General features: G+C 42.0%; 13 protein-coding genes. 8 read left to right on the top strand and 5 right to left on the bottom strand.

The window, feature by feature from the left end:
- Nucleotides 1–265: 265 nt before the first annotated feature.
- A complete protein-coding gene (locus tag EAH55_RS10715; RefSeq protein ID WP_121809613.1) occupies nt 266–1,462 on the top strand; it encodes a sensor histidine kinase in 1,197 nt (398 codons plus the stop codon).
- A 65-nt stretch (nt 1,463–1,527) separates the two neighbouring features.
- Here EAH55_RS10715 and EAH55_RS10720 read toward each other — a convergent pair whose 3' ends face one another.
- Nucleotides 1,528–2,772: a Na+/H+ antiporter gene (locus EAH55_RS10720; protein ID WP_121809614.1), complete on the bottom strand. Its 1,245-nt coding sequence runs from the start codon at nt 2,770–2,772 to the stop codon at nt 1,528–1,530.
- 242 nt (nt 2,773–3,014) lie between these two features.
- Between EAH55_RS10720 and EAH55_RS10725 the strand changes: the two genes are divergently transcribed.
- Both EAH55_RS10725 and EAH55_RS10730 read left to right on the top strand, forming a co-directional pair.
- Nucleotides 3,015–6,296 (top strand): glycosyl hydrolase, encoded by a 3,282-nt coding sequence (locus EAH55_RS10725; protein WP_244228153.1) that lies wholly within the window; start codon nt 3,015–3,017, stop codon nt 6,294–6,296.
- Between the two features lie 173 nt (nt 6,297–6,469).
- Nucleotides 6,470–8,230, top strand: a complete 1,761-nt coding sequence (locus EAH55_RS10730) for an alpha-L-rhamnosidase-related protein (protein ID WP_244228155.1) — start codon at nt 6,470–6,472, stop codon at nt 8,228–8,230.
- A gap of 3 nt (nt 8,231–8,233) precedes the next feature.
- On the opposite strand, the gene EAH55_RS10735 is transcribed toward EAH55_RS10730, so the two are convergent.
- Nucleotides 8,234–8,605, bottom strand: a complete 372-nt coding sequence (locus tag EAH55_RS10735) for a VOC family protein (protein WP_121809616.1) — start codon at nt 8,603–8,605, stop codon at nt 8,234–8,236.
- Between the two features lie 414 nt (nt 8,606–9,019).
- On the opposite strand from EAH55_RS10735, the gene EAH55_RS10740 reads away from it, so the two are divergent.
- Both EAH55_RS10740 and EAH55_RS10745 read left to right on the top strand, forming a co-directional pair.
- Nucleotides 9,020–10,312, top strand: a complete 1,293-nt coding sequence (locus tag EAH55_RS10740) for an NAD(P)/FAD-dependent oxidoreductase (RefSeq protein ID WP_121809617.1) — start codon at nt 9,020–9,022, stop codon at nt 10,310–10,312.
- Nucleotides 10,313–10,536: 224 nt separating this feature from the next.
- Entirely contained in the window at nt 10,537–13,518 is a 2,982-nt protein-coding gene (locus EAH55_RS10745) for a lantibiotic dehydratase (RefSeq protein ID WP_121809618.1), read from the top strand.
- 1 nt (nt 13,519) lies between these two features.
- Here EAH55_RS10745 and EAH55_RS10750 read toward each other — a convergent pair whose 3' ends face one another.
- Both EAH55_RS10750 and EAH55_RS10755 read right to left on the bottom strand, forming a co-directional pair.
- Entirely contained in the window at nt 13,520–14,260 is a 741-nt protein-coding gene (locus EAH55_RS10750; protein ID WP_121809619.1) for a LytR/AlgR family response regulator transcription factor, read from the bottom strand.
- Nucleotides 14,247–15,317, bottom strand: a complete 1,071-nt coding sequence (locus EAH55_RS10755; RefSeq protein ID WP_162996823.1) for a sensor histidine kinase — start codon at nt 15,315–15,317, stop codon at nt 14,247–14,249. The genes EAH55_RS10750 and EAH55_RS10755 overlap by 14 nt, the downstream gene beginning before the upstream one ends.
- Before the next feature lie 146 nt (nt 15,318–15,463).
- On the opposite strand from EAH55_RS10755, the gene EAH55_RS30835 reads away from it, so the two are divergent.
- The 3 genes from EAH55_RS30835 to EAH55_RS10765 all read left to right on the top strand — a co-directional run bounded on the left by EAH55_RS30835 (nt 15,464) and on the right by EAH55_RS10765 (nt 19,925).
- The gene (locus EAH55_RS30835; RefSeq protein WP_162996824.1) at nt 15,464–15,616 is read left to right on the top strand and encodes a hypothetical protein; all 153 of its coding nucleotides are present in this window, start codon (nt 15,464–15,466) and stop codon (nt 15,614–15,616) included.
- A 60-nt stretch (nt 15,617–15,676) separates the two neighbouring features.
- Complete coding sequence (locus EAH55_RS10760; RefSeq protein ID WP_121809621.1) at nt 15,677–18,772, top strand: lantibiotic dehydratase; 3,096 nt, start codon at nt 15,677–15,679, stop codon at nt 18,770–18,772.
- A 250-nt stretch (nt 18,773–19,022) separates the two neighbouring features.
- Nucleotides 19,023–19,925 carry a metallophosphoesterase family protein gene (locus tag EAH55_RS10765; RefSeq protein WP_121809622.1) on the top strand — a complete coding sequence of 301 codons (903 nt, stop codon included), beginning with the start codon at nt 19,023–19,025 and terminating at the stop codon, nt 19,923–19,925.
- A 62-nt stretch (nt 19,926–19,987) separates the two neighbouring features.
- On the opposite strand, the gene EAH55_RS10770 is transcribed toward EAH55_RS10765, so the two are convergent.
- The gene (locus EAH55_RS10770; protein WP_121809623.1) at nt 19,988–23,023 is read right to left on the bottom strand and encodes a glycosyltransferase family 117 protein; all 3,036 of its coding nucleotides are present in this window, start codon (nt 23,021–23,023) and stop codon (nt 19,988–19,990) included.
- Nucleotides 23,024–23,038 lie beyond the last annotated feature (15 nt).

Genomic DNA, 23,038 nt, shown 5'->3' on the forward strand with positions numbered 1-23,038 from the left:
ATCCTGCTTCCGCGTTTAATGATTAGCAGATAAAAGCAAAGCAGTTACATAATACTTTTTACAGGGTCAAGCTGAAAGCTTGCCTTGTTTTGGGACGAAGTTACGCTATCGCTAAACTTCGACCAGTGTAAGCCGGGAGACGCATGTAATGCGTCTCTACTTGTTAACCCTTCACCGACAGTTTTTGCCCGTTCAACGAATCCCGAAGCCAAAGCCTTTAAAGTAGCCTTAGTTTTATGATAACAAAAATTGTTACCCTAAGCTCATGGCAACATTAACCGCAACCCCACAACAATTAATTAATGCTAATCCGCAAATTGCCGCGTTTGGCAATCCTGATAATTTTATTGAGCCGGTTCTTCCGGGGCAGGTATTAAACCAATATGCCTTTTTGGTTGATATATCAGAACGGGTACACACCCGCGAAATGGCCATTACCAACGTATTGGCTACCGCCGGGATAGGCATGTGGAGTTATGGGATATACAACAAAAAGTTTCATTTATGCCCGGTTGCCAGCGGCTTTTTAGGCATGAAAGGCAGCAGTACTTTTGGTTTGGGTATGCTGATGCAAAAGCTGGTGCAGTGGAACCAGAAACATGTTTTAGATACTGCTAAAACAGCCTGCCGCATGCAGCAGGAATTTGAAGCCGAATTGCACATCAACACCGCCGATAGTTGCTACACCCGTTGGCTCAAAATAACCGGAAAGCTTTATTGCAGTGATGGTCTGGCCATGAAAATGATGGGCACATTAACAGATATTACTGCCGCAAAACAAGAGGAATTGCGTAAGAATGACTTGATGGCTTTCCTAAATCATGAATTGCGAACACCACTGAGTACCATTAAACTTTATATCCAGAATACCGCCCGCGTTGCGCGGATGGAAAACAACAAATCGTTGGAAGATAAAATGCTCAAGGCAGATCAGCAAACCGTGAGCATGACCCAGATGATCAATAACTTTTTAACACTGTCGCAGGTACAGGATGAGAAGCTTAGTTTGCAAAAAAGCCATTTTGATTTGAGCGAACTGCTCGAGGATGTAACGGCAAATATGATGGTGCTTTATCCCGACCGGAAATTCAAGGTAAAAGAGGCAAAGGAAATTTGGGTTACTGCCGATTATGATAAACTGGTACAGGTGCTGGTAAATTATGCGAACAACGCGGTTAAGTTTTCGCCGGTAAAGAGTGTAATTACCCTGGGCTGTCAAATGGTTAGCGGTGAGGCTATCGTAACCGTAGAGGATAAGGGCCGTGGAATAAAAGAAGCCGATCAAAAGTTGCTGTTTTGCCGCTATTCGCGTATTCATCATGAAAAAACTGGCGGTGCAAAAGGGTATGGCTTAGGCTTATACCTCTCGCGTGAGATTGTTGAAAGCCATGGCGGAGAAGTAGGGGTGAACAGTGAATATGGCAAAGGCTCAGCGTTTTATTTTAAGTTGCCGGTTAAGTAGGTCATTTGCTGCGTGGGAGGGGAAGATTTACGAAGTTTCCAAAACTTCGTAAATCTGGAGTTCTGCTATTCATCAGTAAGCCGTTTTACAATCCATGGCAAAGTCAGGCCCTGGCCAATCAGGGTAAACAACACTACCACAACCGAGATAAATATAATGGCATTGCGCTCGGGGAATGGACTACCATCGGCCAAAGTAACCGGTAAGCCAATGGCAATAGCCAGCGATACAATTCCCCTCATACCCGACCAGCTAATGATCAAACTGCTTTTAAAATCAAGCAACGCGTCTATCGTTATTTTATGCTTCCCCTTTTTGAAGGCATTTTGCAGATTTACTTTTTGAAGAAAAACACGTACCATTCGTAGTACCAGGGCAACAACAGTAATCAGGAAAGAGTAACCCACATAAGGCCATACCTGTGCCTTTGGGATGTTTTTAATCACGAAAGGGAATTGCAGCCCAATGAAAATAAAGATCAATCCATTTAGTAAAAAGATGATGATATCCCAGATTGATTTGGACTGCTGTTTCAATTTTTCGGGGAAAACCTTAGCGCTGAAACGGGCAATGCTCAGTCCCAAAACCACTACCGCTATAACTCCCGATACGTGAAAGTGCTCGGCAACCAGGTAGGTTACAAATGGCATCAGCAACAAAAAGCTAACTGTCACCATATCATTTTTATGTACCCGCTTAATGATGAATGCCAATATTTTTCCCATGACCAGTCCAACCACAAAGCCGCCGGCCATCAATATAAAAAACTGCAAGGTCGCCTTCCAGAATATAAAGGCGGCGCCTGTTACGGCGGCTACGGCAAAACGATAAGCAACAAGGGCCGAGGCATCATTCACCAGGCTTTCACCCTCCAAAATGGTGTTGGTGTTGTGCGATATTCCGAGCCCTTTGGTGATACTCATGGCAGCAACAGCATCTGTAGCCGAAAGAATAGCTCCCAATACAAAAGCCAGCGGCCAGGTCATGCCGGGTATCATGAAATGCGCTACCACTGCAATGCCTGAGGCTGTAATAAATACCAACGAAATAGCCAGCGTACCTATAGTGTTGATATTGGTTTTAAATGTTTGATAGGAGATGTTAAAAGCCGCGTCATACAATAAGGGAGGTAAAAAAATCAAGAAAACAATTTCGGGATTAAGCTCAATATTGGGGATAGACGGAATAAAACCAACGGCTATTCCCGCTACAATGAGTAAAATAGGATAGGGCAGTTTTATATTATTGGCAATAGCCGATAAGCCGATCATGATAGCGAGGATAAGTATAACTATGGTGTAGTTTTCCATAAGCAGCTACGCTTTTATTGAATTGTCTAACTCAGGTACCATAGCCAAGATAAATGAAAAGTTTGGGAAATTGTTTTTTTCAAAGTACTTCAAAACGCAGCCATAAATTTTGAATTGATAACATGATATATTTTAAAGGCAAGATAGTACAGGATGCCAAATCATATCTAAAGCTTTAGTATTGTTTAATTATAAACTTAACAGCTTTTCCGGGTACAAACTCAACCATTCTGCTTAACAGTATGGAAGTACAAAGCTTTATAAAACAAAATATCTACCTGATGCAAAATGTCTACAAAAGGGCCATCTTAACATTACTTGCGGTCAATGCAATTGGTTTTGGAGCCCAAAGCTTCGCCCAAACCAGATCACCTAAAACCGATCCACTTTACAGTGGCTTTAAAACCACGCCCGATTCGGTGCAAACCAGTGTATACTGGTATTGGATTTCCGGGAATGTATCAAAGGAAGGCGTGGTTAAAGACCTTGAATCGATGAAAAAGGTTGGCATTAACCGGGCTTTTATCGGTAACGTTGGCCTGGATGAAATCCCTTATGGTAAGGTGAAAATGTTTTCGGACGAATGGTGGGATATTATGCATACGGCGCTTAAAACGGCTACTAAACTCAAAATAGATATCGGTGTTTTCAATGGTCCGGGTTGGAGCCAGTCTGGTGGCCCATGGGTTAAGCCGGAGCAGTCTATGAGGTACCTGACTTCATCAAACATAACGGTTAAAGGGCCTGTGAGCCTTGATAAAAAGCTGGATCAGCCCCAAAAACAATTTCAGGATGTAAAGGTGATCGCCTTTCCTGCACCTGTGGGCTACGGTGAACAAATGGCAAGCTCATTTATCAGTTCCTTACCGGTTGATGCGCGCGCCAATAACCTGATGGATGGTAACGAAAACACGGTGTATACCATTCCCAATGATCCAAAGCCTACGGTGACTATTGATGCCGCCTCGCCTTATACGGCGCGTAGTTTTGTTTTTTACCCCGCGCATAAAGAGTTGAGGTTTGAGGGCGATATCCAGGCCCGCGACGCTGCAGGTAGCTATCAAACCATTAAGCATTTTGTGGTTGACAGGAGCAATACCAATTTAAATGTGGGTTTTAGCCCTTTTTCGCCTGCCGCGGTATCTATTCCGGCAACAACAAGTCAAAGCTTCAGGATAGTGTTCAGCAATGGCTCTCAGGGCAGCGATATAGCCGAGCTCAAAATTTCGGCATCGCCCAACGTAGAAAATTATGCCGAAAAGACGTTGGCGAAAATGTTCCAGACACCGCTTCCCTACTGGAAAGAATATCAGTGGAAACCTCAACCGGTGGTTAATGATCAGCAATATGTCATCGACCCACAAAAGGTTATAGATATCTCAAAATATATGCAGGCTGATGGTACCCTGAAGTGGGAAGTACCAGTCGGCAACTGGATCATCATGCGTACCGGAATGACGCCAACGCAGGTTACCAACGCCCCCGCACCGCCCGAAGGTCGCGGGCTTGAGATTGATAAGATGAGCAAAAAGCATATCGCATCACATTTTGACGCTTTCCTAGGTCAAATTATAAAGCGTATTCCCGCGGCCGATCGCAAAAGCTTTAAAGTTGCTGTTGAAGACAGCTACGAAACCGGCAGCCAAAACTGGACGGACGATATGCTCAAAAACTTTAAGGCTAAATATGGCTACGATGCCTTGCCTTACCTGCCGGTACTTAACGGCAGTGTAGTAGGCAGCCAGGATCAAAGTGACAGGTTTTTATGGGACCTGCGCCGTTTTGTTGCTGATAGGGTAGCTTATGATTACGTTGGTGGGTTGAGGGATGCCAGTCATAAACAGGGGCTTACAACCTGGCTCGAAAATTATGGACACTGGGGCTTTCCCGGCGAGTTTTTGCAGTACGGTGGCCAATCGGATGAGATAGGTGGTGAGTTTTGGAGCGAGGGCGATCTGGGTAATATCGAGAACCGGGCGGCTTCATCGTCGGCACATATTTATGGTAAAACCAAGGTTTCTGCCGAATCATTTACCTGCGCGGGAGGCCCGTTTTCGCGTTACCCAGCTTTGATGAAGCAGCGCGGCGACCGCTTTTTTACCGAGGGGATCAATAACACGCTGCTACATGTGTATGTAACGCAACCTGCTGATGACAGGGTACCCGGAGCTAATGCCTGGTTTGGTAACGAGTTTAACCGCAACAATACCTGGTTTTACGATATGGATATGTTTACCAGCTATATCAAGCGCTGTAATTATATGCTAAGGCAGGGCAATTATGTGGCCGATGTGGCTTATTTTATAGGTGAAGATGCACCAAAGATGACCGGTGTACGTGATCCGGAATTGCCGCAGGGTTACTCATTCGATTATATTAATGCCGAGGTGTTGAATGGCCGTGCAAAAGTTGTGAACGGCAAACTGGTATTGCCAGGAGGCATGAGCTATAAGCTTTTAGTATTACCTAAACTCTCAACCATGCGACCTGAATTGCTGAAAACTATCACCAAGCTGGTTAACGATGGGTTAGCCATATTAGGCCCTAAACCGGAGCGCTCACCAAGTTTGCAAAACTACGGTGCGGCCGATGCTGAAATCAAGAAAATGGCTTCCGTACTTTGGGGCAATATCGATAGCGTTTCGGTAAAAACACATCAGTATGGTAAGGGGATAGTAATTAACGGTATGGATACACAGCAGGCGCTTGATCTGCTAAAAGTTGCCCCTGATTGTAAGTTTAATACTGTTGGTCAGGCTTTATTTATCCACCGGAAACTGAATGATGGTGATGTGTATTTTGTATCCAACCAAACAGGCCAGGATATTGACATTAATGCCGCTTTCCGGGTGCAGGGAAAAGCACCTGAACTTTGGGATTCTACAACAGGCAGCAGCCGTAACCTGCCCGAGTATAAACAGGAGGGGGCTATTACTACGGTGCCTTTAAAATTGGCAGCGTATCAAAGCGCATTTGTAATTTTCAGAAAACCAGCCGCCGCCAATTTAGCTAAAGGCGAAAACTTCCCCGATCAGCAGGTTTGGGTTGATATAAATACTCCATGGCAGGTTACCTTTGATCCGAAAAGATGGGGACCGGCAAATCCTGTTACTTTTGATAAATTAATAGACTGGACACTAAGACCGGAGGATGATATTAAATACTATTCGGGTCCGGCGGTTTATCATAACACGTTTAATATAGCCCAGATAGAAAAAGGTAAACATCTGCTGCTTGATCTGGGCCAGGTAAAAGCCATGGCTAAAGTAAAAGTGAACGGCATAGCGGTTGGTGGCGTTTGGACGGCCCCATATCAGCTTGATGTAACCAGAGCACTGAAGCAAGGCAGTAACACCGTAGATATTGAAGTAGTAAACACCTGGGTTAACCGCTTAATTGGTGATAGTAAGCTGCAGCCTAATGAACGTCACACTTGGACAACTGTTAATCCTTACAAGCCCGAAAGCCAGCTTGAAGCTTCGGGGCTGACAGGGCCGGTTACTGTTAGGGCGGTGGTTTATTAAGAGAGTATATAAAAACAACTATGTCATTGCGAGCGAAGCGTGGCAATCGCACGGAAGCATATCCGCCCTGTATAGCAAGCGATTACTTCGTCGTTCCTCCTCGCAATGACATGGTTTTTACTCTTCCAATGCCTTTTTTAAGCAGTATCCAAGAATTTAAAATACATTATCACGTGAAGAAAACCCTATCTATACTTATATTAACCCTTGCCTGTTCAGTCGGTAAAGCCCAGAAACTTCCACCTGTTTTTGACGCTAAACGATCTGCCGAAGCGCAATCAACGGAGACAGTCAGGAAATATCTTTCGCCGGTCCGCATACTGTGGAAATCGCCCGACGCGGCAAACAATATCTCCAATGCCGAAAAACTACTAAAGCAAGGCACCGGACAGGCAGATTTATCGGGGAACGACCTTTGCATTCTTCAAAGTAATGAAAAGGGGAAACCGGGTTTACTGCTTGATTTTGGTAAAGAACTGCATGGTGGCCTGCAATTGGTAACAGATCAATCCAGGGGAGGAAAGCCGGTAAGAGTACGCATTCGTTTTGGTGAATCGGCAAGCGAGGCTATGTCTAATATCGATACCATAAAAGGCGCAACTAATGATCATGCCATGCGCGATATGATAGTATCGCTGCCATGGCTGGGCAAACTGGAAATCGGTAATACCGGTTTCCGTTTTGTACGGATTGATTTGGTAGATGATAACAGCCAGTTGAAATTAAAAGAGGCGAGAGCTATTTTTGTTTATCGGGATCTCCCTTACCTGGGCTCGTTTAAATGCAGCGATACGTTACTTAATAAAATCTGGCTTACCGGAGCTTACACCGTACACCTCAATATGCAGGATTACCTTTGGGATGGCATTAAGCGTGACAGGCTGGTTTGGGTAGGGGATATGCATCCCGAGACATCAACTATTGCCGCTGTTTTTGGCGATAATCCCGTTGTTCCTAAAAGTCTTGACCTTGCCCGCGATATTACCCCGCTGCCGGGCTATATGAACGGCATGGTATCGTACTCCATGTGGTGGATTCTGATTCAGCGGGATTGGTATATGCATACTGGTAATCTCAAGTATCTGCAACAGCAAAAAGCTTACCTGATTAAATTATTGAACCAGTATGCTGTGCAGGTTGATGCCAATGGCAGCGAGAAGCTTGATGGAGCTGGGAGGTTTTTAGATTGGCCATCCAGCGAAAATAAGCCTGCTATCCATGCCGGTTTACAAGCCATGCTGGTTATGACCCTGAATGCCGGCGCCGAACTTTGCAAAGTTTTGAACGATCCGATCACCGCCAAAAAATGCGAGGCTGCTGTTGCCAAACTTAAAACCAACGTGCCGGATGCAGGAGGTTCAAAGCAAGCCGCCGCTTTATTGGGGCTATCGGGTTTATTGCCTGCTCAAAAAGCCAATGAGATACTTTCGGCTGGCGGGGTACATAATTACTCAACCTTTTTTGGTTACTATATGCTGCTGGCCAAAGCTAAAGCGGGCGATTACCAGGGCGGGATTGATGCTATCCGCAATTTCTGGGGACCGATGCTAAACCTCGGCGCTACCACATTTTGGGAAGATTTTAATATCGACTGGTTACCTAACGCTTCGCGGATTGATGAATTGGTACCCGAGGGGAAAAAAGATATCCATGGCGATTACGGCGCTTATTGTTACAAGGGTTTCAGGCATAGCTTGTCGCATGGCTGGGCATCGGGGCCAACGCCTTGGTTAACAGAGTACGTGCTTGGTGTAAAAGTAGTGGCACCGGGTTGTAAGGTTATTAAGATTGAACCACATTTAGGAGATTTAAGCTTTGCCGAGGGGGCGTATCCAACACCATACGGCGTGGTGAAGATCAGGCACGATAAACAAGCTAACGGGAAGATAAAATCAACTATTAAAGCCCCTGACGGGGTTAAAGTAATTCAGTGATACTTATCGCTGCGGCTGGCAAAAACGTAAAGTATTGCCATCTGTATCGGTAACGTAAAACTCGCGTGTTCCCCAGGTTTGGTCGGTTGGACCCTGGTGAACAGGTGAGTTCTTTTTTTCTGTAGTATCCAGTCCTCGGGAAACATAAAATTTAAATCTACCGTCTACATCATCAACCCAAACATTTACCACCGAGCCAAACAGCCGGTCGCTTTCATATACCGTTAGCTGCAATTCTCCAAATTCATTGATCAGGTCAACAACGCCATCATCGGCTGTTTCTTCAGGATATTTTAGCCTAAAGTTGAGCACATTGGTATAAAAACCTACAGACTGCTTCAGGTCGCGGCATTTAAAAAGTGGGATCATTTTCATGGTACTAAATTTACTGTTTTTAATGGATAGCCCAGTTTAGTAAATGCTTGTGTTTTTATGTGCCCGGTAGTATCTGCGGTGATTAAAAATAAGGCCTTGTTTACACTTTAACCTGCCGTATGTCATACCCGGATCATTAATTGCATACAACAGTAAAATCGACCGGGTTATCCGCCTTTTAGGCATTTTTTTATTGATGATTAACTTGCAGCTTTGTGTTCGTTTGGAGTAGTTAAAGTAGTGAAGATGAAGTTGATTTTAAGTGTGTAATAATTACACTAAGATGAGGCTGTTTTTTATAAATCTCAGTAAATTTATAGTAGAAAAACAAAGCAAATAAAGCCGGGATATTTTTTCGAAATCAATGTTTTCCTGCTTCGTCTGCCTGCAAAACGCTTATAAATATTAAATATCATGACAAGCATAACATCCAACAACGATAAAAAAAAGATAGTAATAGTTGGCGGCGGCTTTGCCGGTCTTAATGTTGCCGAGCAACTATATAAAAATAAGCACTATGATGTAACCCTGGTTGATAAAAATAACTACAATTATTTTACGCCGCTGCTTTACCAGGTAGCAACCAGTTTCCTTGAGCCATCAAGCATTAGCTATCCGTTCCGTAAATTATTCAGAGATAAAAGATTAAGTTTTAGGATGGCCTCAGTAGTTAAGGTTGATCCAGTGGCAAAGATCCTGTATTTAAACAATGGCGAGCTAACTTATGATTACCTGATATTTGCAGCCGGTGCCAGTACCAATTTTTATGGTATCGAAAGCATCAAGCAAAACGCCATATCACTTAAAGAAATTGACGACGCGCTATACATGCGTAACAGCCTTATTAAAACAATAGAGCAGGCGGCTATTACTACCGATTCGGTTGAGCGCCAAAAGCTTTTAACCATAGTTGTTGCCGGTGGTGGCCCTACCGGTGTGGAAGTGGCAGGTATGCTGGCCGAAATGAAAAACTATATCCTTAAAAAAGATTATCCTGAATTAACTAATGCCAGGGGCAAAATTTATATAGTTGATGGTGGCCCCAATTTGCTTGCTCCAATGAGTGATAAAACTCATAGCGAAACCCGCCAGGCGCTTATTGATTTGGGTGTTGAAGTTAAGTTAAATGCCCATGTGAGTGATTTTAGCAATGGTGTGGTAACATTTGCCAATGGCGAAACGCTTGAAGCTAAAACCCTGATCTGGGCAGCCGGTATCATTGCCAATACCTTTGAAGGTATACCCGCCACAAGTTTGGGTATTGGCCGCCGAATGATAACTGACGAATATAACCGGGTGAAAGATCTGGAAGATATCTATGCCATAGGCGATATAAGTGTACAGATGACCGATCCGGTTTATCCTAAAGGGCACCCGCAGCTGGCGCAGGTGGCTATACAAATGGGGCGCAATACGGCTAAAAATTTTATAGCCATGGCAAAAGGTAAAAATATAAAGCCTTTTAAATATTTTGACAGAGGTGATATGGCCATAGTTGGCAGGCATAATGCTGTTGTTGACCTGTTTAAGCATAAAGTACACTTAAGTGGTTTTGCCGCGTTGTTTGTATGGTTATTTATTCATTTGATATCATTAGTAAATTATAATAATAAAATTAAAACCTTGTATAACTGGGCAGTGGCTTTTTTAACAAGAGATCAGGCGCTAAGAATGATATTCAGGGGCGGGAAAAACAATACGGATTAATAATTATTTCCTTAAATTAAATTTATGGATAATACTTATTATTAGATATTAAATCCAAATTGCTTATTACATTTGTCCTTTAAAATGGGGCAGTGCCTTATTCAGGTAACTGCCCCATTTTTTGTTGGAATTATGCATCAGATTAACTCAGTTTTTTGCCCGCTAACTAAAATAGCTTAACTTAAGTTCGCTATTATATACCTGACCTTGCCTTTTTATATACAATGAAAGTTAATTTTATTAACGGTTTAATTTTACGCTCGGCTGCTTTGTCATACAGGCAAAAGCTTGGGAAAAATAGTTTGCTTACTTTATGGAATAACAGGCTAATAAAAGAAAGTATTTATATAGCAAGCAAATCGCTTTATAACGAACTTGATATTTTGTTTGCAGACGATCAGCCTCATGCTAAAGAGGCTCAATTATTATCAAGTTTTTATAAATATATGGCCCGCATGGCTAACCGGGCCACACCCTTTGGTTTGTTTGCGGGCTGTTCATCAGTTTACTGGGGAGAAATCAGCCGGATAAAACTTTCGGCAAAATTCAGAAAATACACCGTGCCCGATGCTGTGGTGAGCTTTTCGCTTGCCAAGCAAATTGAAAATGCCAATCAGCAATTGGCGGGGTATAAGGTTAATAATACCCTTTATAAAGTTGGGGACGATTTACGTTTTATTACTTATCAGATTATTGATGATCAGAGAATTTACCAGGTAAGTGCTATTGCCTGCAATGATGTGCTTGATGATATTATTGCTATTGCCGGAAATGAGATATGGAATAAACAGCAGTTGCTTGAAAGGTTTCCGGATTTTGAACCGGATGATTTTATTGCCTTTATTGATGAGCTAATAGAAGGACAAGTATTAAAGCCTGCGTTTGAACCGGCAATAGGTTATGATTTTCCTGTCTTTTTGCAAAAAACGGACGATGCAGGGTTAAACAGCACTGTCAATGAGTTAATCAACCTGATTAATGAAATAAATAATTATAGTCCCGATAACCCAAACTGGTTTTCATTTTATACCCTTATTGAGCAGCTTACCAATCAGGTAGCAGGACGTGAACTCAAAGATCAGATCCATATAACCAGGTTTAATGAACTAAATGAGCAGGAGCTTGATAAATCGTTACAAAAGAAAATAGCCAAAGGAATTGCATTGCTTAATAACCTGAATCCACCGGTGCTCAATAAAAGAGTTGAGCAGTTTAAAAGCAGGTTCAGAAAAAGGTACGAGGAACAAAGCGTTCCGCTTCTGGAGGCGTTTGATACCGATACCGGAATAGAATACGGGCAATGGTATGAACACGAAACCCTTTTTACCGAGGGTTTGTATGCAACAAGCGAGGGCGCTGCTCCGTGGGTAGATTACACTGAGATAGATTTTAAGATGCTTAACCTATTAAACCGGGCCAAAATTGAAAAGCAGTATAAAGTAACCATACCTGATAATTTTGTTAAGGAACGGAGCGCCGATAACCTGCCTTTTTCTATGTGCGCGCTTTTTCAGCTTTATGAAAATGATCTTTTGTTTCTTGAAAGGGTTATTGGTCCGGGAGCTTTAAGCATGGTAGCACGGTTTGCAGTTGGTGATGCAGGAATTTATAAAACAGGTTTAGAGATAGCTGCAAAAGAAGCGGAAAATAGTCCGGATGCGATGTTTGCCGAAGTGATCCATATGCCGGAGGAACGCATCTTAAATATCATGACACATCCTCCTTTTTGGCCTCACGAACTGGCTTATATTGATGATGCTAAGGGCAAATCAGTTTTAAGGCTGAATGATATATATATTAAACTTGAACAAAATGTGTTCAAGCTGTTTTCAAAAGAGCATCAAAAGGAAGTAATTCCGAGGCTGAGCAGTGCATACAATTTTAACAGGTCGCAACACCCTATTTATACGTTTTTGTGCGATATTCAGCATCAGCATGGCAATGGAAGCCTGAGCTTTAACTGGGGCGCGCTTTCAACTGACTTTGTTTTTTTTCCGCGTGTTGAAACCAATTACGGTATTATTCTGCACAGGGCAACCTGGAAGTTTACGCCAGCTATTTTAGATGAACTTAGTAAGACTGAAAAACACATAGATAAATTTTGCGATTTGTTTAACGGGTTCAGAAAAGAGTGGCTCCTTCCCGATAAGTTTTATATCATAAAGGGAGATAACGAGTTATTGATTGATACGGAAAATGAAATCAGTATGCAGGTGCTTGCAAAAGAAGTATCCAGACAAGCGCCGGTTTTGGTCTTGTCTGAATGTATTCATCATCAACATAACGCAGTTGTGAAAGATGCTGAAGCAGACCCCTATATGCACCAGTTTGTTGCTCCTTTTTATTTCGAAAGGCCATTAAGTGCCCAATACTTTCAATTTGTTGAAAATACGCTTCAGCGTAGCTTTTTTCCTGGCAGTGAATGGTTGTTCATCAAACTTTACCTCAGTAGTAATATTGCCAATGAGGTATTATTAAAGCTCGATGAGCTGTTAAACTACTCGGCTGAGATTAAGATAAAGCAATGGTTTTTTATCAGGTACCATGATCCTGATAACCATATCCGGGTAAGGGTTAATTTGGTTGATGAGATTGACTTTCAGGAAGTTTATCTTGCAATAAGAGAGGTGCTTTCGCCATTTTTGCTGAGTGGGCAGGTTCACGTTGTGCAGCTTGATACTTACGTGCGCGAGTTGGAACGTTATGGACACCAGATTGAACAGGCCGAACGCCTTTTTTGCATAGAAACCATGTTTTGCTGCAATGTGTTCAGGCTGCTTGAAAGTAACCGTTATGACACTGAAGATTGGTTGCTGATTTTTTGGCTCATCAAAGATTACCTTAATCTGATGAGTCCCGATATTAACCAGCAACTGCAGTTTGTTGAAAGGCAGCAAGCTTATTTTTTTACCGAATTTGATGATAAAGCCGTTAAAATACAGATTGACCAGTTATACAGGAAATATCACGGCAGCTTAAATAATCTATTATTGGCGTATGATGATCTGCTTCAGGAAAAAAGGAAACAGGTAGAGTTACTTTTACAGAAATACACCATTAATTGGAATGCAAAGTTTTTAGGTAGTGTGATCCATATGGCTGTTAATCGTTATTTCAGTAACAGGCAACGCCTGCACGAATGTATCCTGTACGGCCTTATGTTAAAGTTCCTCAAATCGGAAAAAGCCAGAAAAGGTAAAGCTTAGGCTATTTAAACATTTTATTATTGAGCAACGCAAAAAAGCCGTCCCGGTAAGTAACTCCTATTGGAACTTTTTCTTTGATCTTATCAAATATTACCATGTTGCCGTCTATTGCTTTAATGCGTTTTAACGCTATGATGTATGATTTATGGGTACGCGCAAAATCTTCCTGCGGCAGGCTGTCGGCCAGCGTTTTCATGCTTACCAGCGAAATATGTCTTTCTGTTTCAGTGAAAACCGAGCAGTAGTTTTTAAGTCCCTCTATATAAATTATATCCTCGAAGTTTATCCTCACTATTTTGCCCCGATCGGTTTTTAGATAAAAGGAGTCGGATTTTGATTGGAGGTCAATTACAGGAACAGCTGGCTTAAGTGCTGCAAGCAATAAAAGTTTATCAAGTGCCTTTTGCGAAGCCTGTAAAAACCTGTCAAAGGCAAATGGTTTGAGCAGGTAATCAAGTACGTTATTCTCAAAGCCGGCAAGCGCAAACTCGCTAAATGCCGATGTTATAATGATTTCAGTGCTTTTGGGCAGCATTTTGATCAGGTCGATACCTGAGAGCTCGGGCATATTGATATCAAGGAATATGAGATCAACAGCCGATTCTTTCAGATATAATAATGCCTCAATAGGATTTGTAAATGTTTGAGTGAGATTAAGAAAAGGTACCTTTGATATAAAATCGCTTAATATATCAATGGCATAAGGCTCATCCTCAACTATAATACAATTAATTACTTTCATGATACTTTAAAGGCATTATAAGTTTACACTCATAACTGTTATGCGTTTCATCCACCAACAATTCATATCCTTCCCGCCCATATTCATCCATTAATCGTTCGCGAATATAATTAAGTCCTATGCCATTTGACTGTACTTTGTTAACGCTGTTATTGTTTTTATAATTAAGCGAATAAAAGTGCAGTTTCCCATCGTGAATAGTAATGTTCAAAGTGGCTTCTTTGGTAGCCTGATTGAAAATACCGTGCTTAAACATGTTTTCGATAAGCGTTATCAAAACCAATGAAACCACCTGATATGGTACAGCGCTGCTTTCAATATTTACCTTCATAAAAAAAGCTTTGCTCCGGCTTTCATGAATTTTTATAAAATCCCTGATGTAAGTAAACTCGCTTTCAAGGCTGCTATAACCATCTTCATTTTTGGTTAGCGCATACCGCATAATGTTTGATAGGGTAATGATCGATTCGCCAACTTGAGGGAGTTTTTTGTAGGTTTCGGCGTATAAAAAGCCAAGTGTATTAAACACAAAGTGAGGATTTATCTGCGATTTAATCACGTTTAATTCGGCTTGAAGAGCTTTCTTTTCAAGTATCTGTTGCTTTTCAATGAGCTGGGCGGCTTCACGTTCTTTTTGGATCACTTCTTTGGCAAAACCATACGCCGCACCCATTCCCGCAAAGTAAACCGTTCGCATAATAAGCGACATTCGCCGGAAGGGGCTTGCGTGCGCGTTAAAACTGACATGTTGTATAAGAGAATCGCCAAGGATCTTAAAAAAAACTACTATTGAAGTAACAATGGTAAAGGCAACTGCTATTGCCAATATCAGCAAGAAAATATTCTTTATTTTTTTGGTTAAATACCTCACACCACGCCAATAGTTATAAAACACCCAGGCGTTTATCAAAAACGAATAAAGGGTGCCCAGGGGCTCGGCGGGTTGCTTGGCATAAAAAACTATTACTTCTTCGTAAAGTATATATATAAGCCAAAAAAGCAAATGCCAGCCTATTGTTTTTAACCTCGATTTATCGGCTCTCAAATTTAAAATCATAATTTTTTTGTCCCTGCATTTAGCGGTTTTGGTCATTCAGAACGGGGCATTGGTACTAAAATTTTCCTCTCCAGGAGCCCTTTAGCCACATTTATCTCAATTAACGGCTAATCACCCCCATTTAGTAACCATTAAAAATTAAAATTATGAAAAATCATAACAAAGCCTCACTGCCAAAAATTCAAATCAAACAAGTGCAAATTTTAAACAGGTCAATAAATAGTCAAACCGTTAAAAATGTTAACGCTGCTGTTAACTATCCCACTACAGATACAATGACCACTTCAACCGGCTTTTAATCTGTTTCGCTACGGATAGTGATGTATGTGCATTAATAGTTAAAGCTAATAGTAATTATAATGAAAACAGCAAAGCTTTCTGAACAATATAAATTTTCATCAGGATTGATGCTAAAGCTTCCTGCATTTAGTTGCCGGGAGATGATTGATAAGAAAATTATCGGAGCATTCATCAGGGATGAACTGTTTATGCAGGCGCTTTGGCTTACTTCTAAAGATCTGTACGAAGCTGTTTTAAATATTGATGATATAAGTGATCAAAAAAAGCGGGAGAAAATTGAAATAACCCTTACAAAATTTATAAACCGGAGCGTAGCCAGTGCCAATTCGTCGGGATTGTTTGCTGGTTACGCGGTGGTTAATTGGGGCGAGTGCACAGATTTGGAGCTTGGCGGCATTTATCAACATGCAAGGCTAAATGTAGCAGCTGCTGTTAATATAACGCATCGGTTTTTAGATGATGAGGTTATAAGATCATTGCTGAATTACAGGGTGAATAAAACGCTGTATACGTTAAACGGGGCTTACAATAAGATTGATTATCAAACTTTAAACTGTGGCAAATATAAAGCCTCGTCGGTAAAGATAACCGATGATCTTCAGTCTGTCATCCGGTTTTGCCAGGATTTTAAGTCATATGATTCAATCAGGCTGTTTTTAATGCAGACACTCGGAAAAACTGGGGAGTCTGCTTTGGTTTTTTTGAATCAACTTATTGAAAACCAGGTTTTATGGAGCGAATTGGAACCTTGCGGAGAAGGTAAAGAATATCTTGGCCACGCTATTGAAATTTTTACCCGATTAGAAAAAAAAAGCGCGAAAGCGCAAGCCTGTTTATCAACACTGAATTCGATTAAGGAGGTGCTGTCTGGCACCGATAGTGTAATTAAGAAAAATAATAAGGTAGCTATGATTTTGAAAGATTTGTCAGGGGACGCCTCACAGGGGACACTGCTGCAGGTAGATTATTTTAGGCAGGGAGCTTCGGCTACGCTTGATAGAGCTTATGCCGATCAATTGCTTGATGCTATTGATATGCTTAACCGGATTTCACCCAGGCATCAAAGTAAAAATTTAAAAACATTTATAAAGCGCTTTAGCGACCGTTACCACGAGCAGGAGGTTCGGCTTACAGACGCGCTTGATCCTGAAAAAGGCATTGGTTACGCCGGAAAACGGCACACAGAGTCGTCAGGCCGTAGGCCAGATCATAAAGATCCTCAATATACGGATGCAGTAAAATGGCTTATAGGCCAAATTGTTAATAATCCCGGGCAGGAAGTTATCCATTTACAAAAATCGCAGTTTGAGGACGTCAAAATTGGCGATGATGAATTGCCGCCAAGTTTTTCGGTAATGTTCCGTATTTCGGGGCACGATGAGCCTTTGCTTTATCTTGAACATTGTGGTTGGCCGGCGGGTGCCGCCATGCTTGGCCGTTTGGCAGGCGCCGATAGGAATTTTGGACAGATTCTTGAAGAGATTGCCGAAACAGAGGCGCGTATTTATGAGCCGGCCGTAGTAGCCGAAATTATACATAAACCGGATGACAGTTTGGGGAGCTTTACATCCGCTCCGTATCGGAATTACCAGTTACAACCGCAGATAAGTGCAGGCGAGCAGGAAGTTAACTTAACAGATCTATTAATATCAGTTAAAGGGGGCAATATTATACTACGCTCGGCGAAATTGGGTAAACGGATTATTCCACGGTTAAATACCGCCTACAATTACGGAATGACGTCTTTACCTGTATATCAGTTCCTGGCTGATCTACAATGTGAGGATTCAAAATATCAGCTTGGTTTTAATCTTGATATATTACCTAAACTTGGGGTAACCAGAACGCCAAGAGTAGTTTATGAGGGCGTAATATTAGCCTTAAAAACATGGTACATGACCAATGCCGATTTACAACAGTTAGCAAAAGATTTAGCTGTTGATTACGACCAGGCCTGGGCAAAGTTTGTTAAATACTGGGACTTGCCGGATGCTTTTGTTTTTACAGACACCGATAGTGAATTGGTTGTACACACCGGCAGTCGACTTGAAGTTGCGGCATGGCTTTCATCGTGCAAAAAAAAGAATGAAATTGTTTTGCGTGAATACATTGGCGAACGCAAAAACATTGTTCTTAAAAAGAAGGATGAGAAACTTATCGGAAACCAGTTTGTAGCTGTTTTAAAACGTGGCGAAAAAACAACCAGCAAGTATGGTAGTATGGTTCCATTAAGTACAAACGCGGCAAAAAGGCAGTTTTTCCCGGGCGATGAATGGCTGTACGTAAAACTATATTGCGGTGTTAAAACCGCTGAGCAGGTAATTGGTAACGAATTGATCCAACTAAGCAAAAAGCTTTATCACGAAGACCTGATAGATCAGTGGTTTTACGTGCGATATGCCGATCCAGAACCACATATCCGTTTCAGGGTTCACCTGGCGTCGGTATTTGCGTTAGGTAGGGTGATTCAAAGTGTTAATAGCACTTTTTCGGCCCTGATTAAATCAAAGCAGATCTGGAAGGTTCAGTTTGATACCTATGAGCGCGAATTGGAACGCTACGGTGAAGCATCGATAGAGCTTGTGGAACAATTGTTTTTTAATGACAGCCTTGCTGTAGCCAGCCTTATATCAAGGGCGGAAATGACCGAAAACTTTGATGAAGTAAGATGGCTTTGGGGACTTTTATCAATCGATAGGTTACTGGATGACTTTGACTTTCAGCTTTCGCAGAAAACCGAGCTGATGGAATTGCTTGTCGCCTCATCTTACCCCGATGTTAACTATGATAACCTGCTCTCGAAGCAGCTTACCTTTAAATACAGGCACTACCGTAGCAGAATTGAAGGCCTTTTTGCCGAAGGCGCGGTAGTTACCGGTGATGACCTGCTCAGGTATCGGAGTTTAAATAACAAGCCAGTTGCTTTATTGCTTAATGAACTCATTTCATCCGGCACTGTACATCAGGATTTGAATCTGCTCGTGATCAGCCTTATTCAAATGAATATGAACCGTTTGTTTAAAACAAGGCAGCGTGTTTATGAGCTGGGCGTATATGATTTTCTGTTGCTTTATTATAAATCAGTATTGCAAAATAAAGAATCAATTTATGAAACCAAATTTGCCGCCGGTGCAGAAAATGATTTCAGAAACTGAGCTTTATTACGTAACAAAGTAGATCATATTAGTATTAATTAATATAACGGCTAATTACCGGAACAATACTTTAACCATTCCTACACAAATCGCATTAAGCTTTCTGTTAATTCAGGAGGCTTTTTGTTTTTGTAAAACATAGCATTCGTTTTCTTAATAAAAGTTTAACAAAGGTTCGGGTATGTCAGGAGCAATATAAATGTATTTTTGACGCTGCTATTGCCTGTGTTAAAGAGGCGGCACTTATACAATGGAAAGAAGATCGGCATTAAAAAATATAGGAGGCCTGCTTTTGGCGCCTTCATTGGCACTTGGCAAAACAACAACATCGACCAAACCTTCGTTACGGATAGCCCATATTACCGATGTGCACCTGAAAGATAAGTTTGATGCACCCGCGAGGTTTACGAGGTGCCTGCACCATCTGCAACAACAAACACCTAAAGTTGATATGGTATTAAATGGTGGCGATATTGTTTTTGATATGAATAAAGAAAACATCGGCACTATTAACGATCAATGGAAACTGGTGCAAAACATAATGAAAAACGAATGCAGCTTGCCGGTTCATTATTGTTTGGGTAATCATGATATCTGGTGGTATGAGGATGATAAAGGCCAGGCCATCTATGGCAAAAAATATGCTTTAGATAAGCTGCAGCTTGTAAAACCATACTACAGCATGGTTAAAAACGGCTGGAAAATTATTGTGCTTGATAGTGTGCATCTGGATATTGATAATACCTGGTACATAGGCAAACTGGGCGATGAGCAATTTAACTGGCTTAGCGACGAACTGAAAGCTACCGATGCTAATATGCCGGTGATGGTAATGTCGCACATTCCGATACTTACCGCTTTGCTGATGATTGAAGATGATATTGTAAACAAATGGACGATGCTTGGCGGCGATATGCACACCGATACCGCTAAGATCATTAACCTGTTTTATCAGCACCCTAACGTGAAGTTATGCCTGAGCGGGCACCTGCACATGCGCGATAAAGTGGTTTATAATAATGTTACTTACCTGTGTAACGGCGCGGTATCCGGCGCCTGGTGGGAGGGTAGCCGCCGCGAAACGGCACCCGGCTATGGTTTGATTGACCTGTATGCCGATGGTACCTTCGAGGAAAAATACGTGAATTACTAAAACATAAAAAAGGGGCGGACTAAATTAAATAGCCCGCCCCATTGCATATATATGTTGGTTGTTTAGAGCTGGAGAATACTTTTAAATTTTTCGGCATAATCATTAAACTGCGCCATCAATTGCCCGCTTAACTCTTTTTGGTTGCCATTGTGGGTTACTGCCACCATGTTGTTTAGCAGCAACATACTATTGTGTACATCACGTGGGCTTAACTTGCCTGTATCCTTTTGCAATTGATGGTAATTGTACTCAAGCTGATCAGTTAAGTAGCTGTTAACGCTTTTTATCAGCTTGTTACCCAGTTTGGCATAGTCAAGTTTGTAGGAAGTATCGGCCATGGTAATTTTACCTTGTGCAGCCATGAAATTTGGGTTGATATCAGGCATCACTTCCTCGTATTTATGCAGCGCATTAAGTGCAAGATCGGGATGCCCGTCCTTTAGCAGCCCTGCAGAAAGGTCGGAAAAAGCTGATACCATCTGCGGATAAAACATGGTTGTTGACTGCTGATCAAGGTATTTAGCAGTTTTAAAATTGCCGAATTTAAACTTGTTCATCATGTTGCTGTACATCACTAAGCTATTGGTTTTTGAAAGCTGATCTGCCAATGATGAATCTGTTTTGAATGGTAATAATCGGTACGCAAAACCTTCCTGGTATAAATAAGGCTGTAGCCCAACCATGCTTGTCTGCCCGATAGAGGTGGTAAAGCAAATTGGTCGTTTCCAGTCGTTATGAGCCAGGATGTCAATCATAGCAAGGTTTTCTTTGGTAATGTAATTAGGAGGGAATTTCCATTTCATGGTATCCGTCAATAACCCTTTTTGCTCGGGCGTGATAACCTTGTTTTTCATCACGTCATTTGCGTTAACCGCAAGCTTGAAGTTTTTGGTTGGCAAATAGTTTTCGGTAGTTCCGTTGGTATATTCAACCTGGGTGCGTTTATCATCTGAGGTAATAAAATCAAATATGTCCTTTACATCAACGTAGCCCGGTATTTTGGCATCATTATACCTGATCACGTCGCGCGTGCCTAACTTGTATTTATCAAAGTTCATAGTGATAGGCAGGGCATCGGCCTCGTTTATTTTATGCTGCATTTGCCTTACCGACCAATCGGCACTTAGCAGGCTCAGGTTTACGATGCGTACGTCGGGGCGAATATTTTCCACTTCCTGATCGTACCATAAGGAGTAGGTGTCATTATCGCCCAGATCAAACAAAATGGCGTTTTTAGGGCACGACATCAGGTAGTTGTAAGCCATATCATGCGCTGCCATCTTGGTTGAACGGTCATGGTTTTTCCATTCCTTGCTGGCCAATAAAACAGGGCCAACAATGGTGCAAAGTACAAATGCCCCAATGGTTGCAAATCGTGGATTGATTTTTTTAGGTACCAGGTCAATCAACGCGATTAACCCTACTCCAATCCAAATAGCGAAGGCATAAAACGAACCAACGTATGAGTAATCACGTTCGCGCGGTTGTACCGATGCTTGGTTAACATACAGCACAATGGCCAGTCCGGTGAAAAAGAATAGTAATGTGATCACCAGCGCGTCTTTTCGTCGTTTTTGGAAATGATACAGCATTCCTAATAAACCAACAACCAAAGGCAGAGCATAAAGCGGGGTATAGGTAACATTGTTCAAAACAAACTTGGGGGTATTGGAAGTGTTGTTGAATAAACCCGATGTCCAGTTGCCGCCTACGCCGTTCATATTGGTTTGCCCTTCCATATCGTCATCACTGTAGCGGCCAACAAAATTCCACATAAAGTAGCGCCAATACATCTGGTACATTTGCCAACTGAACATCCACTTTAAGTTATCTGAAAAAGTAGGAGTAGCGTTGTCGCGCAGTTGAAGCCAGTCTCGATAAAATTGGGCATCCTGGGTATAGGTAGTATTCTCCTCTGTCGACCACATGCGGGGCAAAATACTGGTATGGTCATAAACATAATTAGGTTTGTTATAGGCAATCTCATATTTGTTTTTGCCTTTGCGGTACAGGGGCGTGCCATCGGTAACGTCGGTTATTTTAGCATCAAAGTATGGGCCGCTTAATAACGGTGTTTCGCCGTATTGGGTACGATTAAGGTATTCAACCATGGTGAACGCGTCGCTCGGATGCGAGTTGTTGAGATTTGTACCAGCCGATGCCCGGATTGGGATATATATAAATGAGCTATAGCCAAAGTAAATAAACACGATGCAAAGCAGGCCCACATTTAAAAAGTGTTTTTGATTGCGGATACTGTACCATATGCCTGCTACTAATGATCCTATTAGCAATAAAAAGAAGAATAAAACGCCGCTTCCGAAACCAAGACCAATCGTGTTTACAAAAAACAGATCGAACCGGGCGGCAAGTGAGATAGTATATCCCCTTATCCCAAACTGAACAAATGCCAATATCAGGATGCTGATAGCGAATGCGATAAGGCCACTTTTGATATTGATTTTTTTATGCCTGCGAAAGTAGTAAACCATAACCAGGGCCGGTATAGTCAATAAGTTAAGCAGGTGAATGCCTATGGAAAGACCAATGATATAGGCGATGAACACCAGCCACCTGTCGGCTCTTGGCTCATCTGCAACGGCGTCCCATTTTAAAATTGCCCAGAATACCACTGCGGTACATAACGACGACCAGGCAAAAACAATGGTTTCAACCGCCGAAAACCAAAAGGTATCGGTAAAGGCGAATGCAAGGGCGCCGGTTAACCCGGCACCCATTATTTGTAAGGTTTGGGTTTTGTTTAGTTGGAAATCTTTTATAGCGAGGAGCTTTTTGGCAAATGCGGTTATACTCCAAAATAAAAACATAATGGTAGCGCCGCTGGCCAATGCCGAACCAAGGTTGGTGAAGTAGGCTACTTTGGTTCTATCGCCCATGGATAGCAGGGAAAAAGCCTTACCTATCATAGCAAAAAGCGGATAACCCGGCTGGTGCGACACCTGGAGTTTATAGGCGCAGGAAATAAATTCGCCGCAATCCCAAAAGCTTACAGAGGGCTCTAAAGTAAGGATGTAAGTTAGGGATGCAAGGGTAAAACAAAGCCAGCCCAAAAGGTTGTTGATTTTGTTGTAGTTCATGATAAAGTGTAAAAG

The sequence above is a fragment of the Mucilaginibacter kameinonensis genome (assembly GCF_003675385.1).
GTDB classification, from domain to species: Bacteria; Bacteroidota; Bacteroidia; order Sphingobacteriales; family Sphingobacteriaceae; genus Mucilaginibacter; species Mucilaginibacter kameinonensis.

Bases quoted from the DNA above. Each gene is read 5' to 3' on its own strand.
- EAH55_RS10715 (WP_121809613.1), top strand. From the start codon at position 266: ATGGCAACATTAACCGCAACCCCACAACAATTAATTAATGCTAATCCG.
- EAH55_RS10720 (WP_121809614.1), bottom strand. From the start codon at position 2,772: ATGGAAAACTACACCATAGTTATACTTATCCTCGCTATCATGATCGGC.
- EAH55_RS10725 (WP_244228153.1), top strand. From the start codon at position 3,015: ATGGAAGTACAAAGCTTTATAAAACAAAATATCTACCTGATGCAAAAT.
- EAH55_RS10735 (WP_121809616.1), bottom strand. From the start codon at position 8,605: ATGAAAATGATCCCACTTTTTAAATGCCGCGACCTGAAGCAGTCTGTA.
- EAH55_RS10740 (WP_121809617.1), top strand. From the start codon at position 9,020: ATGACAAGCATAACATCCAACAACGATAAAAAAAAGATAGTAATAGTT.
- EAH55_RS10745 (WP_121809618.1), top strand. From the start codon at position 10,537: ATGAAAGTTAATTTTATTAACGGTTTAATTTTACGCTCGGCTGCTTTG.
- EAH55_RS10750 (WP_121809619.1), bottom strand. From the start codon at position 14,260: ATGAAAGTAATTAATTGTATTATAGTTGAGGATGAGCCTTATGCCATT.
- EAH55_RS10755 (WP_162996823.1), bottom strand. From the start codon at position 15,317: ATGATTTTAAATTTGAGAGCCGATAAATCGAGGTTAAAAACAATAGGC.
- EAH55_RS30835 (WP_162996824.1), top strand. From the start codon at position 15,464: ATGAAAAATCATAACAAAGCCTCACTGCCAAAAATTCAAATCAAACAA.
- EAH55_RS10760 (WP_121809621.1), top strand. From the start codon at position 15,677: ATGAAAACAGCAAAGCTTTCTGAACAATATAAATTTTCATCAGGATTG.
- EAH55_RS10765 (WP_121809622.1), top strand. From the start codon at position 19,023: ATGGAAAGAAGATCGGCATTAAAAAATATAGGAGGCCTGCTTTTGGCG.
- EAH55_RS10770 (WP_121809623.1), bottom strand. From the start codon at position 23,023: ATGAACTACAACAAAATCAACAACCTTTTGGGCTGGCTTTGTTTTACC.